Origin of the sequence: Pseudofrankia sp. EUN1h (assembly GCF_001854645.1) — a bacterium.
Lineage (GTDB): Bacteria > Actinomycetota > Actinomycetes > Frankiales > Frankiaceae > Pseudofrankia > Pseudofrankia saprophytica.
This window is the reverse complement of the sequence record NZ_MBLN01000064.1, coordinates 1-14,588: the sequence shown is the minus strand read 5'-3', so window position 1 is coordinate 14,588 and position 14,588 is coordinate 1. Positions and strand designations below refer to the sequence as shown.

At 67.0% G+C, this 14,588-nt stretch carries 11 protein-coding genes; 7 read left to right on the top strand and 4 right to left on the bottom strand.

Features of this window, described 5'->3' with window-relative positions; all coding sequences use genetic code 11:
* The first annotated feature begins 148 nt into the window (after positions 1-148).
* Together BCD49_RS40975 and fxsT are read left to right on the top strand one after the other, a co-directional pair.
* Positions 149-3,223 carry a tetratricopeptide repeat protein gene (locus BCD49_RS40975; RefSeq protein WP_158072963.1) on the top strand — a complete coding sequence of 1,025 codons (3,075 nt, stop codon included), beginning with the start codon at positions 149-151 and terminating at the stop codon, positions 3,221-3,223.
* Between the two features lie 356 nt (positions 3,224-3,579).
* Complete coding sequence (gene fxsT / locus BCD49_RS23705) at positions 3,580-6,597, top strand: FxSxx-COOH system tetratricopeptide repeat protein (protein WP_071041917.1); 3,018 nt, start codon at positions 3,580-3,582, stop codon at positions 6,595-6,597.
* A 431-nt stretch (positions 6,598-7,028) separates the two neighbouring features.
* Here fxsT and BCD49_RS23700 read toward each other — a convergent pair whose 3' ends face one another.
* From BCD49_RS23700 to BCD49_RS23690, 3 genes are read right to left on the bottom strand one after another with little or no spacing between them, the layout of a single operon-like run.
* Positions 7,029-7,517: a gamma-glutamylcyclotransferase family protein gene (locus BCD49_RS23700; protein ID WP_083401658.1), complete on the bottom strand. Its 489-nt coding sequence runs from the start codon at positions 7,515-7,517 to the stop codon at positions 7,029-7,031.
* Positions 7,402-8,592 (bottom strand): hypothetical protein, encoded by a 1,191-nt coding sequence (locus BCD49_RS23695; protein ID WP_007506792.1) that lies wholly within the window; start codon positions 8,590-8,592, stop codon positions 7,402-7,404. The genes BCD49_RS23700 and BCD49_RS23695 overlap by 116 nt, the downstream gene beginning before the upstream one ends.
* Positions 8,579-9,526: a helix-turn-helix domain-containing protein gene (locus BCD49_RS23690; protein ID WP_007506791.1), complete on the bottom strand. Its 948-nt coding sequence runs from the start codon at positions 9,524-9,526 to the stop codon at positions 8,579-8,581. Before BCD49_RS23690 ends, BCD49_RS23695 begins: the two co-directional genes overlap by 14 nt.
* A 356-nt stretch (positions 9,527-9,882) precedes the next feature.
* Here BCD49_RS23690 and BCD49_RS23685 point away from each other — a divergent pair, with 356 nt between their 5' ends.
* Complete coding sequence (locus BCD49_RS23685; protein WP_232794406.1) at positions 9,883-10,248, top strand: hypothetical protein; 366 nt, start codon at positions 9,883-9,885, stop codon at positions 10,246-10,248.
* 117 nt (positions 10,249-10,365) lie between these two features.
* Here the strand turns inward: BCD49_RS23685 and BCD49_RS23680 are convergent, their stop codons facing one another.
* Entirely contained in the window at positions 10,366-10,815 is a 450-nt protein-coding gene (locus BCD49_RS23680) for a helix-turn-helix domain-containing protein (RefSeq protein ID WP_007506789.1), read from the bottom strand.
* Positions 10,816-10,939: 124 nt separating this feature from the next.
* Here BCD49_RS23680 and BCD49_RS23675 point away from each other — a divergent pair, with 124 nt between their 5' ends.
* The 4 genes from BCD49_RS23675 to BCD49_RS23660 all read left to right on the top strand — a co-directional run.
* Complete coding sequence (locus BCD49_RS23675) at positions 10,940-11,353, top strand: hypothetical protein (RefSeq protein WP_007506788.1); 414 nt, start codon at positions 10,940-10,942, stop codon at positions 11,351-11,353.
* A complete protein-coding gene (locus tag BCD49_RS23670; RefSeq protein ID WP_007506787.1) occupies positions 11,350-11,655 on the top strand; it encodes a hypothetical protein in 306 nt (101 codons plus the stop codon). The genes BCD49_RS23675 and BCD49_RS23670 overlap by 4 nt, the downstream gene beginning before the upstream one ends.
* Before the next feature lie 128 nt (positions 11,656-11,783).
* Positions 11,784-13,457, top strand: coding sequence for an FtsK/SpoIIIE domain-containing protein (locus BCD49_RS23665; RefSeq protein WP_007506785.1), 1,674 nt, complete (start codon positions 11,784-11,786; stop codon positions 13,455-13,457).
* On the top strand, positions 13,454-14,588 hold a 1,135-nt coding region (locus BCD49_RS23660; RefSeq protein WP_083401672.1), incomplete at its 3' end, for a replication initiator. The genes BCD49_RS23665 and BCD49_RS23660, both read left to right, overlap by 4 nt.

Sequence of the window (14,588 nt, the reverse complement as noted above, 5' to 3'; positions counted from 1 at the left end):
TCTGCACGGTCCTGGGGGTCAAGGGAAGAGTAGGTTGGCGGCACAGTTTGCCATGGAGTCAGCTGCCGTGGGCTGGGCCGTCTGGACGGGCAGGCAGAAGCCAACGCTCGTAGGCGAACGGGCGGAGCTGTCAGGTGCCAACGGTCTTTTGCTCCTGGTCGACTATGCCGAGCGTTGGCCGCTGCTTGATCTATGCGCTCTGATGCAAGACCGGCTGATGCTTGCTGACGTTCCCGTGCGAGTGTTGCTTCTAGCTCGGCCGGCTGGCGGGTGGTGGCAGTCGTTGGCGCACCGTCTCGAAGATCAGGACGTAGCGGTATCGGATCAGCGACTCGGACCAATTGCGACCTCTGAGTCAAATCGGACGGACCTGTTCAACGCCGCGGCTGACCGGTTTGCCGAGCTACTCGGAGTGGAAAGATCGAAAGTTCAGCCCCCGGCAGGCTTGAATGACGAAGCCTACGGGCTGGTGCTAACTGTGCATATGGCGGCGTTGTCTGCAGTCGATGCGCTGCATACTCGAAGCAGTATTCCCGATAATTCCGCTGGACTGTCTGGGTATATGCTTCGTCGAGAACGGGACCATTGGCAACGTCTTCACGACAAGCACGAGCAGCGAGTATTGACCACTCCGCAAGTGCTGGGGCGCACGGTTTTCACCGCAACAGTGACACGTCCACTACCGTACACCATCGCGGTAGGTGTTCTTAGCCAGGTCGGCATAGTTTCATCGCCGGAAACTGCGGGGCAAATTCTAGCAGATCATGCGGTTTGCTATCCGCCAGCAGATCAATCTTTGGTACTGGAACCGCTATATCCGGATCGTCTGGGAGAAGATTTTCTCGCATTGCTAATGCCTGGCGAATCCAGCACTGAGTATTCAGATCCGTGGGCGTTGTCAGCGTTGTCCCAGCTGTTGCAAGCCGGGTCCGTCGAACCCGGCCCGGTGTGGCTAGGCCGCGGGTTAACGGTCCTCGTGGAGGCTGCGAAACGCTGGCCGCATGTCGGTGAGCACCTCAATACCCTTCTACGAGACAACCCCAACCTGGCAATACTGGCAGGCGGCCCCGCACTTACTACCTTGGCGACTTGGGATAAAATTGGTTCTGACGTGCTTGTGGCGCTGGAGCGTTTTTTTCCTGATTATCCGGACGTTGATCTTGATGTAGGTATTGCCGCTGTCGCCACGCGTCTGCATTCCTATCGTTTGTCCACAACTGCCGACCCGGCCGGGCGCGTGCCCTTATTCGAAAAGGTCGCTTGGCGGCTCCAGCGTGCCGGGCGGCGGGAAGAATCACTGGCCGCAATAGAAGAGACCGTATATATCTGTCGCGGGCTTGCTGAGACGAATTCGATCACGTTCGAACCGCGCCTCGCCCATGCGCTAAGTAGCCTCGGAATCGGGCTGTCGGGCGTCGGGCGTCGAGAGGAGGCGCTAGCAGCTGCTGAAGAAGCGGTGCAGACGTGGCGCCGGCTAGCTACGGCTAACCCTGCCGTGTTCGAACCGCACCTCGCCCGCGCGGTGAGAAGCCTTGGTGCTCGGTTGTCAGCTGTGGGTCGGCGAGAGGAGGCGCTGGCCGCTGCTGAAGAAGCGGTGCAGACGTGGCGCCGGCTAGCCGCGGCTAACCCTGTCGCATTTGAATCCGAACTAGCCAGTTCGCTGAACAACCTCGGAATCGGACTATCGGATCTAGGGCTCCGGGGTGACGCACTGGCCGCTATCAAAAGCGCTGAGGAGATCTACCGCAGGCTGGCCGTCGACAACCCTGCCGCATTCGAACCCGACCTCGCTGGCTCGCTGAACAACTTGGGTGTCAAGCTGTCTGATTTGGGGCAGCGGGAGGAGGCGTTGGCTGCCGCAGAAGAGGCCGTGGAAATCCGTCGCCGGCTGGCTATGGCTAACCAAGCCGCTTTCGAGCCCGACCTCGGCATTTCCCTTGACAACCTAGGAATTGCACTTTCGGACATAGGACGGTGGGACGAGGCACTAACCGCCGCTGAGGACGCTGCGGAGATCTACCGCAGGCTGGCCATTGCCGCCCCAGCCGTCTTCGAAGCGGATCTGGTCCGCATTTTGGGGAACCTCGGCGCCCGGTTGTCGGCTCTGGGACTGCGTGAGAAGGCGGTGGCCACTGTTGAAGAAGTTGTAGAGATATATCGCCGGCTGGCCGCCACTAGGCCGGCTGTCTTCAGYCACCACCTCGCCCGCACGCTTAACAACCTTGGCGCCTGGCTATCCGATGTGGGACGACGGGACCAAGCGCTCACCGCTACCGAAGAATCTGTAGAGATCTACCGAGGGCTGGTCGCCACGAACCCAGCCGCGTTTCAATCCGACCTCGCCGGTTCGCTTAATAACCTTGGCACACATCTGTCTCACGCTGGGAAACGAAAGGAGGCGCTGACCGCAACCGAGGAATCTGTAGTGATCTACCGCGAGCTGTTCGCTGCCAACCCGGCCATGTTTCAGTCTGGCCTCGCCGGCGCGTTGAACAACCGTGGAATTTGGCTGTCGGAGTTAGGGCAGTGGGAAGAGGCATTAGCCGCGACCGACGAGGCCGTAGAAATCTATCGCCGGCTCGCAGTGGACAACCCAGGAGCGTTCGAGACCGGCCTTRCCGCTTCGCTCGACGGCCGGGGTGTCAGGCTGTCTATATTGGGCCGGATGGAGGAAGCGCTGGCCGCTACCGAAGAAGCTGTTGACATCTACTGTCGACTGGCCGCTGTTAACCCTGCTGCATTCGAATCTAAATTGGCCAGCACCCTGAGCCATCTCGGTATTGCGCTTTCGGGCATGGAGCGTTTGGAGGAGTCACTAACCGCCGCCGAAGAGGCGGTGAAGATCCATCGCCGACTGGCCGTAGCAAATCCGGCCGCGTTCGAACCGGACCTCGCCAGTTCCCTAAACAACCTGGGCACACATCTTTCAAGCGCGGGTAGGCCGGCAGAAGCACTCGCTGCCGTTGAGCAGTCGTTGGATATCCGTCGCCGGCTGGCCGCAACTAACCCTGCCGCTTTCCGCAACTACCTTGCCAGTTCACTAAATAATCTCGGCGCCAAGCTGTGGGAACTAGGACGGCTAGAGGAAGCACTAATCGCCACAAAAGAGGCTGTAGAGATCTATTCTCAACTGGCCGCTTCGAACCCTGCTGCTTTCAGTAACTATCTTGCCGGTTCGTTAAACAATCTCGGAACCATGTTGTCCCAGCAAAGGCGACAATAGGTGTTTTGACCTCGGAGCTCGGCCTTGCAAAGTCGGTCCGGGTCGTCCACCGACGTCCGTAGGCGTCCGCTGCCTCGGTCTGGGATGGTGATCGATTCTGCCGTCGTCCACCGCCGTCCGCTCCGGTCCGCCGGCTGGGCCACACGGTTGGCTACACCAGCGCCATCCGCTCATGTCAGTGCTGATCCATGGCGCCTGCGTGACTGGTGCGCGGTGCCTACTGGGTGTTCGTCGTCGTTCGTTGTAATTCGTGGGCTCGGGTACGCGGTCGGGGTCCAGTGTCAGGCGGCGGCGGCTGTGTAGTGGCTGGTGGCGGTGGGTGTCGGGGTGGCTGCTGGGCGTGGGATACTGGTGCTATGACCGGCGGGAGCGCGGTCGACGCGCAGCAACGCTTCTTTGTGTCGTATACAGGTGTGGATGTCCGGTGGGCGGAGTGGGTTGCCTGGACGTTTGAGGCCGTGGGGCATGAGGCGTTGATTCAAGCGTGGGACTTCGGGCCGGGGTCTCATTTCGTCAGTGAGATGCAGCGGTCGTTGTCGGGTGGCCGGCGCACGGTGGCGGTGCTGTCAGAGGCGTATCTGAGGTCGGCGTTCGCGTCGGAGGAGTGGCAGGCGGTGTGGGCGGCCGACCCGGATGGGGCGAAGCGGCTGCTGTTGGTGGTGCGGGTGGAAGAGTGCGCCCGGCCGGGGCTGTTGCGTCAGATCGTGTCGGTGGATCTGTTCGGCGTCGACGAGCAGGCTGCGCGGACCCGACTGTTGGACGCGGTTGCGCTGCGTCGGCGTAAGCCTGCGGTGGCGCCACGTTTTCCCGTGTCGGTGGATGCCGGTGTCACATCTGTGGGCGTGGCGGTTGGGGGTTCGGCGGGCGCGGCGCCGGTGTTTCCGATGGATTTGCCAGGGGTGTGGAATGTGCCGCCAAGGTTGGCGCGGTTCGTCGGCCGGGAAGCGTTGCTGGCGGGTATGGCCGAGGATCTGGCCGCGCAGGGTCTGACTTCAGTATGTGCGGTGCAGGGCGCGGGCGGGACGGGCAAGACGGCATTGGCGGTGGAGTACGCGCACCGGCACAAGGACGAATTCGAGGTGGTCTGGTGGGTGCCGGCACAGGACGCGGACCTGGTCGCGGGGCACATCGGCGCGTTGGGAGTGGCGATCGGTCTGGCGGAAGGGGCGGACTGGCCGACGGTCGCGGCTGAGCTACGACACCAGGGGCATCGCTGGCTGCTGGTGTTGGACAACGTCGACGCGTGGGATCTGGTGACGCCGTTTCGGCCGTCGGATCCGCGGGGCCGGCTATTGGTGACGTCCCGACTGGCGGGGCTTGATGGGGCGGGCGGGGCGGTCGAGGTCGGTGAGTTCACGTCGAGGGAGGCGGTCGCGCTGCTGGCCGAGCGGGTGCGTGGCATCGATCTGGAGGTGGCCGGACGGGTTGTCGCGGTGCTGGGTCTTCTGCCGCTCGCGGTGGAGCAGGCTGCGGGTTATCTGCGCCAGACCGGAATGCCGCCGGCGGAGTACGCGACGTTGGTGGAAAGCCGGCTCGGGGACATRCTGGGCCGCGGGCGGGTGGCAGATCGGCCCGGGGTGACGGTGGCGAATCTGTGGGCGTTGTCGATGGCCCGTCTGCGCGCCGAGCCACCCGCGGCGGGAGCGCTGTTGGAGCTGTGCGCGTTCTGCGGACCGGAKCCCATCCCGCTCGACCTTGTCGCGGGCGGCAGTGCTGAGCTGGCCGAGGGTCCGTTGCGCGCGGCGGCGGGTGATCCGCTGGCCTGGGCAGACGCGGTCGGCGCGCTGGTCGGTTACAGTTTGGCACGCCGTGACGGGTCAGTGCTGACGGTCCACCGGCTGATCGCCGCGGCGACCCGCGCCGAGATGACCTCGGAAGACAGGCTAGCCACCGAAGCGTGTCTGGTCCGGCTGCTGGCCGCGACGGTGCCGGCCGATGTMCGCGATCCTGCGGGCTGGCCACGCTGGCGGGACCTGCTGCCGCACGTCCGGGCCGTACTCGACGCCGATGAAAACGAGCGGGACGGAGAAACGATCCRGGCTTTGTCTTGGCTATGTGGCCAGACCGGGCTCTATCTGGCACACCACGGTCGACCAGACGCCGCGATTCCTTACATAGCACGTAGCTTGGCTCTTAACCGAACCCACCTAGGCGTGGACCATTCGAATACCATAGAGTCCCGCAACTACCTGGCCTACGTTTATCAAGCAGCAGGGCGGTTGGAGGAGGCAATCGATCTGTACGAGCAGACCTTGGCTGATTCTGAACAGGTACTAAGCGCCGACCATCCATCCATTCTGACCGCGCGCAACAACCTCGCCGGCGCCTACCAGGCGGCGGGGCGGTTGGAGCAGGCAATCCCGCTCCACCAAAAAGCCGTGGCCGATATGGAGCGGGTACTCGGTGCCGACGACTCGAACACCGTTCTCGCCCGCAACAACCTCGCCCACACCTACCATGCAGCGGGGCGGTTGGAGGAGGCAATCGATCTGTACGAGCAGACCTTGGCTGATTCTGAACAGGTACTAAGCGCCGACCATCCATCCATTCTGACCGCGCGCAACAACCTCGCCGGCGCCTACCAGGCGGCGGGGCGGTTGGAGCAGGCAATCCCGCTCCACCAAAAGACTGTCGCCGATATGGAGCGGGTACTCGGTGCCGACCATCCGTCCACCCTCAGCGCCCGCAACAACGTCGCTGGCGCCCACCTGGCAGCGGGACAATCGGAGCGGGCAATCCAGCTATATAAGGCCACCCTGGCAGACCGCGAGCGGGTACTCGGCGCTGACCATCTGGACACCCTAATCTCGCGCAGCAACCTCGCCTTCGCCTACCGGGCGGCGGGGCGGTTGGAGCAGGCAATCCCGCTCCACAAAGAAGCTGTGGCCGATATGGAGCGGGTACTCGGCCCTGACCACCTGGAGACACTCGGCGCCCGCAACAACCTCGCCTACGCCTATCAAACTGCGGGGCGGTTGGAGCAGGCAATCCCGCTCCACCAAAAGACTCTGGCCGATATGGAGCGAGTACTCGGTGCCGACCATCCGTCCACCCTCAGCGCCCGCAACAACCTCGCTGGCGCCCACCAGGCAGCGGGACAATCGGAGCGGGCAATCCAGCTATATAAGGCCACCCTGGCAGACCGCGAGCGGATACTCGGCGGCGACCACCCATCAACGATGATCTCCCGTAACAACGTCGCCGGCTCCTACCAGGCGGCGGGACGCTTGGATCAGGCAATCCAGCTTTATAAAGAAAACCTGGCAGCCGCAGAGCGCGTCCTTGATCTAGGGCATCCGATGCTGGATACATTCCGAGCGAACCTCGCAGCCGCCCGCCGAGTCCGACCAAGCGGGTTCCTCCGCCGCCGATAGATCCAACGCGGCACGTAAATTAGTCCGGCGTCGAAAATGCGACAACATACCCGCAACCGAAGCGCCCGCCGCCAAGTCGTGTCATCCAATTTTTTATATGATCGAGCGCGATGGCACAGACCAATCTACGTTGGCAAGCCGACCCGTACCGCAGGCGCCTCCGGCGCTGAGGAACGGAAGCGGCGCGGCAGCTCTACTTGACTTGCCGCCGCTGGTATTGAAGCAGCCGACCGGGATGCGGAGCGCATGCCTCGATGTTGGGCCTCGCCGGGATCGTGACCGTTTTCAGGCATGGCGCGGTGCGGGACGCGACGCGCCCGGTGAGCACGGCCGTCCACGGCCGCGCGCAGCCGGCCGCGCGGCACGGCCCGCACCGCGCTGTCCTTGATCCTAAATCGGCGGATTCGGCAGTTGCTCGGCGACCGGTCCGGCTACTGGGTCTGCTCGTAGCGCTGTCGCCAGGCGGTGCAGCGTTCGATGTAGGCCGTGAGGTGGTCGCGGGCGAACGTGTCCGGGCTCCATGCGGGCTGGTCGGCGAGTTCTGGGGTGTCGGTGCAGGTGTAGGCCCAGCCGTGGCCGCCGCCGGTGAGGGTGAGGCGGTCGAGGGTGTAGACGTCGGCCTCGAACGCGTCCAGGGTGGCCCACTCGGCGGGTGTGAGGTCGGTCAGGACGTGACCCGACGCGGTGTCATCCGGGCCTGGGATCAGCGCGGGATAGACGCGCTCGGGCAGGCTGATGACCCGCCATCCAGATGCCGAGGCGGAGACGCGGGTGGGGTCGCGGTCGATGAGGACGTGCAGGACCTCAGGGAAGAGAAGGCTTCCGTAGACGAAGAGGGGCGCCGGGTCCGCTGATACGGGGGCCAGTCGGCCAGAGTTGGGTGAGGTCGTTCGGGGTGAGGGGCTGGGTGTAGGCGGCACGGAGGACCTTTCCCACGGTGTCGGCGTCGGCGTTGTCGGCAAGGGTGACGAACCAGTCGATGCCCGCGGGGTAGGCCCACAGGTAGGTGCGTAGCTGGGGATCGTTGCCACGATCGGTGAGTGCGTCGCCGATCGTCGCGGGGCTCCAGAAGGGGACGCGGGCGCGGGCGTGCGCGGCGCAGTCGGCGATGGTCGCGCCGTCGTTGATGGCGCGGTGTAGCTCGGTGCGGACGAGCTGGAGGTAGTGGTCCAGGCGGACGCGGGCGACCAGGGGCGCGTCGTCGGGAGTGAGGAACAGCGGCATTGCCTGGGCGAGACCTTCGAGGAGCACCTGATAGGGCAGGTGCACCGAGAGCAGGCGCGGCCAGTCCGCGTCGTCTGCCCCTGCGGCGTAGCTGGCGCACTGGAGCGCGTGTCCGAGGATCTCGTGCTGGGCGAACTGGCGGATTCGGACTTTGGTGAAGCTGACGGTGCGCAGGTTGAACCGTAGCCGCGCGTCTTGGCCCACGCCGTCGAGCCAGTAGGCCCAGTAGGCGTCGACCTCGGCAGTCTCGATCGTCAGCGTGTACGGCGCGTTCGCGTGGGCCAACTCTCGAATTCTCGGTTCAGCATCGTGGGCGGCGGCTCGGATCAGCTCGCCAGCGTCGTTCGCATCGACCGGCCCCTCGACGTTGTTGAGGAAGTCGGCAGTGGTCGCGTCCCACGGCACGCCGAGGTCGGCCAGGGCGCGGCGGGCGCGGTCGCCGACTTCGACGATGTACTCCTCGGACCAGCCGGACGCCGGGCATCCTTGGGTCGCCGAGAGGTACCCGTCGAGCCCGGGGCGTTCGCCGAGGAGGGCGCCGAGGTAGGCAAGGTGCGCGCGAAGCTGCACGGCGCACGCCCGGTCGCCGTCTCGGTCGGCCTGCTCGTGCAAGACGGTGAGCCGGTGATAGACGTCCAGCCGGCTCGGCGCGGCCTCGGCCGCACCAGAGACAGGAGCACAGTCGAAGTCGATGATCGGGGACGTTCCCCGCGCACGTTCGTACGCGTCCCAGGCCCTGATCGTCTGCTCGATCTCGTCACGTAGACGCATGCGCGCGATCCCATCTCAACGTCACGGCCTGGTTCGGGCGTAGGTCACGCCTTGTCAGCTCGATCACGACGTCATCTCCGTCCCGGTCCCACGAAAGACTCTCGGTTGCGGAGATCTCCGAGCCGTCCGGCTTGTCCTCGCTCGCCGAGCAGCGGGCCAACGTCGTCACGCCGTGGTGGCGTAGCCGGATCACGAACAGCCCAGTCGGCCGGGGGATCGCCTGGCGCCAGTAGTGGTCGTAGACGAATCGTCCGCCGGTGCTCCGGTAGCCGATTTCGGCAGACTCGCCCGGCTGGATGGCCGGGAAGATCTGGCAGGCGAAGCGGGCGTTGAGCGGCGTGTCATGTATCCGCTGGATGAGAACGTTCCGGTCCGGGGACGGTAGCGGCTCGATCTTCAACGGGCCGTTGGTCGTCTCGAACCACAGTTCCTGGCTCAGGCGGGTGAGCGGCGTCGCCGTGCCGTTGTATAGCTCGCGCTGATAGGTGAGCGTCGCCCAGCCGTCTTCGGCAACCTCGATGTCGATCGTGAGTCGCCGGTCCTCGATGTCGCCGGCTGGCACCTGGGCGTCGTCCCGCTCGTCGGCAGAGTCGGACGAGACGCCTACCGCCGGGCTTGGTGCCGAGGCGTTGGCCGGGGCCGAGGGCAGGGGACCGTTGTCGGACAGGCCGAGACGGGCGCGTGGGATGCCCAGACCGCTTGCGAAGCGCTCGAAGAGCGACAGGCTTTCGACTCGGCGCTTGCCCTGGATGACTCCGCTGATCGTCGGCTGTCCGACGTTGACCATGCGCGCAAGCTGGGTCTGGGACGCGCCGGTCCATCGCTGATAGATCTTGAGAACCTGGCCCATGTCGCGATCTGCCAGGGCCTTCGCCATCTCTGGGCGGTCCCAGAGGTCGGGCGGCGGCGTGGGCGCGGGGCGGGCTGGAGTCATGGTCACGGCTCCTGAGAGGGACAGCGGCCGAAGCTGTGAGCGGTCCTGCACTGTTCGTCGCATTATCCACTGCCGCTATCCATCGCCGTACCTGTTCGCGCTCGTCGATCGGCGCAAGGCTGCCGTCGACCCCGCCACGCGGTCAACGGCGCCCGACGTGGCGGGTGTCGACAACGATCGGTGAGTGGAGCGGAGGGACGCGGATGACGCAGGATCAGGCGGAGCGTGAGGACGGAGGGGGCGGCCTCGGCGTCTCGACGACCGACACGGCCCGTGCGAATGGTGTTGGAGTCGCCGCGGGTCGACAGGGAAGGTCCGATGAAGCGGCAGCGCCCTGGGCCGGAGAGGACTGGGCATTGGTCGTCGGGTCCGGGTCGGACCTGGCGGAGCTATATGACCAGATCGTTCGGCTTCCGGCAGGGCTGGAGTTCGTCGAAGCCTTCGGCGACGTCGACCTGGTCCTCGTCTACCGGCCCGGAAACGCGACGCCGTCACGCGGGGACCTGCTGAACTCCCTGGTGGAGCAGGTTGTCGAGCACGGCGGGATGCTCGTCGGGCCGGTTAGCCCAGACGGGTTGTCCGCTGGTGAGCGGTACACCACGGCGTCCGAACGGGCGGCGTTTGCGGCCGGGCAGGCGGATGCGCTCCGCGCGTTGCGGCGCGCGCTGACCGGGACCATTTCACGGCCGCCGAGCAGCCGATCAGCGCTTGTGACGTCGTAGAACATCATCACTGTTGGACGGCTGACGGGCCGGACCTGCCGGGACTCGCTTCCCGCTGGGTCCGGCCCTCGTCGTTACCAGCCGGCAGCAACGATCTTCGCACTCCGCGGTGGGCGGTCAGCGTGAAGCCGGGCTCAGGTGGCGGGCGATCTGCTCGACCTGAGCCTCGATGCGCCGTAGAACGGCCAGGATCTCGTCCTGGGCGTCGGGGGAGACGCTGCCGGGCGTGTCGGGGGCGCTGGGCAGGGGCTCGCCGAGCAGGACACGGCGCAGGTAGTCCGTCGGCCAGCCCAGCGCGCGGCACACCGCCGCCAACGTGGCGTCCTGGACGCGGCGACCGCCCGCCCCATGCTGCAAGACGCGCAGCGTCGCGACCGACACTCCAGCGAGTTCCGCGAGCTCCTGCTGACCGACGCGGCGGACGGCCATCCTCGCGTTGAGGGTGGCGGCGACGGCTCGCCAGTCCTCGCGCGGTGGAACCCGTCGCCTGTCATCGTTTGCCACGAAGCAAACATATCGCTTCGGATGGATTTCGGGAACGGCACGACAGTACCAACCGCATTCCATCTAAAGGCGCTATCCAACCATTGGATATCCGCTCGACGAGCGCTCGGCGAGCGGCGCATCGTGGGGACGTCCCGATACGCCCGGATCGGCCGGGCGGGGGCGATTCCCATGGAGGTGTGGCGCGGTGGCGATTCCTCGCAGGATTCCGGTGGCGTTTGGGGACGTGTTCCCGAACGGTGCGTACGTGCTGGGTGTGGAGGCGTCGAACGACTTCGAGAAGATGCGGGCCGGTGCGCCGGATCCGCAGGAGCTCGACAAGGAGACCGGCGTTCGGCTCTGGGCGGTGCGGGTCATGGATGCGGATCCGACGGCGCGGTCGGCGGAGCTGAAGGTGAAGATCGCGGCGGAGGTGGCGCCGGTGCCGCCGGACCCGATCCCGGGTACACCGTTCCGGCCGGTAGAGCTGGTGGGGCTACTGGTGATTCCGTGGGTGGACACGAACGGGTCGCGTCCGCGGCAGATGTTCGCGCTGCGGGCCTCGGGTCTGCGGCCGGCGACTCCGCTGCCGGCTCGCCGTTCCCAGGGAGCGGCGGCGTGAACAGCAAGCGCCCGTCGCCGACGCGGCTGTCGGCGCATCTGGCGGTCTGCGCCGGGGCATCGGTCTCGCTCTACACCTATGACGAGCGGTCGCCGATCCTGAGTCTCTCGACCGGGGACGTCACGGTCACGATCGCGTTGTCGCCGCACGACCTGGACCCGACCGCGCTGCGATTCGCCCGGGACCTGGCGGACGCGGTGGCCCGCTTCGCCGAGAACTGCCAGCACTTCACCGCGCACTCGGACACCGACGGCGACGAGACCTCCAGCCTGACGATTCCGCCGGTTTCGCGCGCGGCCTGATAGTCGCGCTTTCTCGCAGGATTCCCGGGGCGTCGGTTTTCTAGCCGCCGGCGTTCCGGGGCCTGCTGTCTTTCTTTCACGTTTCCTTGCCCTGGCTTTGCCCTGCCGTGAAACGGGTGGTATTCGTCATGCCCAGAATCAACGGGGACCGCCGCATCCCGTCCCTACCTGCGCGCCACGACAAGATTCGCGTGCCGTTGTGGGCGGTGCTCGCCGGTCTGGTCGCTCGGTTGTGTGGCCGGTTCGTGTTGCTGCTCGTGCGGCACCCGTCCACCGTCGCCGTGCTGGTCCTTCTGACCGGCTTCTACCGGAGCACGGGTCTGCTCGGCCTCGGCGTGCTGGCCGGCGCGGTGGTGCTGGTCGCCGTGGTCTGGCGGCTGGTGCATCGGTGCTCGTTCGACCGGGCGGCCCGGTGGACCTGGGGCCGGATCCGGCTCGTTGCTGTCTACCGCCGCAGGTGGCGGGCGGCGACGGTGCATTGCGGCCTGGCGATTCAGATCCCCGCGTCGAACGCGGAGCGGGTGACATTCGACGAGTATTTCCCGCGTATCCGCGGCTTCCGCGCCTCGGCCGCGGTGGAGTCGCTGCGGGTGGAGCTGCTGCCCGGGCAGACTCCCGACGTCTGGGCGGAGCAGGCCGAGGCGCTGCGGCACATCTACCGGGCGCGGGCGTGCCGGGTTCGTGCGGAGCGGGTCGGGTTCGTCTGGGTCGACTTCTACCGCCGCGACCCGCTGGACACCGTCGTGCCCCCGGCGCCGCTCGACGGGCCGAACGCTCCGGGCGATCTCGAGAACCTGCCCCTCGGCCGTCGCGAGGATGGCGCGCCGTGGCTGCTGCCGCTACGCGGGTCGCACGTCCTGGTCGCCGGTGCCACCGGAGCGGGCAAGGGCTCGGTGTTGTGGTCGCTGATCCGCGCCCTGGGTCCGGCCGTCTCCGCCGGACTCGCGGAACTGTGGGTGTGTGATCCCAAGGGTGGGATGGAGATGGCGTCCGGGGCGGCGATGTTCGCCCGGTTCGCCTACGACCTGCCCTCCATCGCCGATCTCCTCGACGACGCGGTAGCCCGCATGCAGTCCCGCGCCGACGGGCTGCGGGGTGTGTCCCGGCTCCATGTGCCGACCGTGGGCGACCCGCTGATCGTGGTCGTCGTCGACGAGATCGCCGCACTCACCGCCTACGTGACCGACCGCGATCTGAAGAAGCGGCTGTCGGCGTCGCTACCGCTGCTGCTGTCGCAGGGGCGGGCGCCGGGCGTGGTCGTGGTGGCCGCGGTCCAGGACCCGCGCAAGGAGACGCTGCCGTTCCGGGACCTGTTCCCGGTTCGGGTCGCGCTGCGCCTGGTCGAAGCCGAGCAGGTCGACCTCGTCCTCGGCGCCGGTGCGCATGAGAAGGGCGCCCGCTGCGAGGACATCCCCGTCGACCTCCAGGGCACGGGCTACGTCGCCAAGGACGGCGGCGCCGAACCGGTCCGGGTCCGGGCGTCCTTCCCGGACGACGGTGAGATCCGGCGGACGGTCGACCGCTACCGCGTCCCGGTCACGGGCTGGACACCAGAACTGCTGGAACTGCCGGCGGTGCCGCCGCGTCCGCAGCTATCGGCGCCCGCTGTCTGGCCGGACGTGGTGGAGATTCTTCGGGCCCGTGGCTTTGGGGATGTCCTCGGCCTCGACCCTCCGGTCCGGCGGCGGCGGCTCTCGTGGTCACGGCCCAAGACGCGCGGCCGGCGCTCCGCTCCCCGCGGTCGGGCGGACGGCTGGGTTCCTGACCTGACCGAGTACGGCGACCCGTGGACCGATCGGTGAACGCCGTGGACCAGGACGACGCCGAGCTCGGCCCGGTCGATCCGGCGGACGAGGAGCCGCGGCCTGGCTCCCGGCTGGCCCGGATGCGCCAGCCACTCGCCCGTCACGTCGTCGAAGCGGTCGCTGTCGAAGAGGGCGTCTGCGTGCGGCCGGTGGCGCTGCGCCGCGTCGACCTCGACACCGGCGAGACCACCATCGTCCCCGCCCCCTGCGGCGCCACCCTGGCGTCCAAATGCCCGCCGTGTGCCGAGCGGGCGCGGCGGCTGCGGATGGCGCAGTGCAAGGCCGGATGGCACCTCGACGACGAACCGCTGCCCGACCCTGACCCGCCGTCGGACGAAGCCAAGGACCTCGGCCGGTTCCGCGCCGACCTCGAAGCCCTCCGCAAAGAATCCGAACAGGCCGGCGACGCGGCCAATGTCGCTGACATCGACGGGGTGATCGGCCATGTCGACGAAGCCCTCGCCGAACTCGGCGTCCGCGGCAAGGCTGCGCCGGACAACCGGGAACGGCCACGGCGGACCCGCTCGACCCGGCGGCGGCAGGATGCCGCGGACCTGCCCCGGCTGCCCGTCGACAAGCGCACCGTCGGCCGGACGTACAGCGCGCCGGACGGCACGGCCTGGCGGCCGTCGATGTTCCTGACCTTGACCTGCGACACCTACGGCAGGGTCCTGACCGACGGAACGCCTGTCGATCCGGACTCGTATGACTACCGGCGAGCGGCGCGGGACGCGATCCACTTCCCGAAGCTCATCGACCGGTTCTGGCAGAACCTGCGCCGCGCCGTCGGCTGGGACGTCCAGTACTTCGCAGTCCTGGAACCACAGCGCCGGCTCGCCCCGCATCTTCATGCCGCGTTCCGCGGAACCGTTTCCCGCGTCGTCCTGCGCCAGGTCGCGACCGCGACTTACCACCAGGTGTGGTGGCCGGCTACCGACGCGCCCATCTACGCGCCAGACGGTCCCGGGTTGCCGACGTGGGACGAGCAGGCCGGCAGCTACGTCGATCCGGTCACCGGGGCGGAGCTGGTCTCGTGGGATGACGCGCTCGACGCGATCGGCCCGGACGACGAACCAGCGCACGTTGTCCGGTTCGGGCCACAGATCCGCGCGGACGGCGTCACCGCCA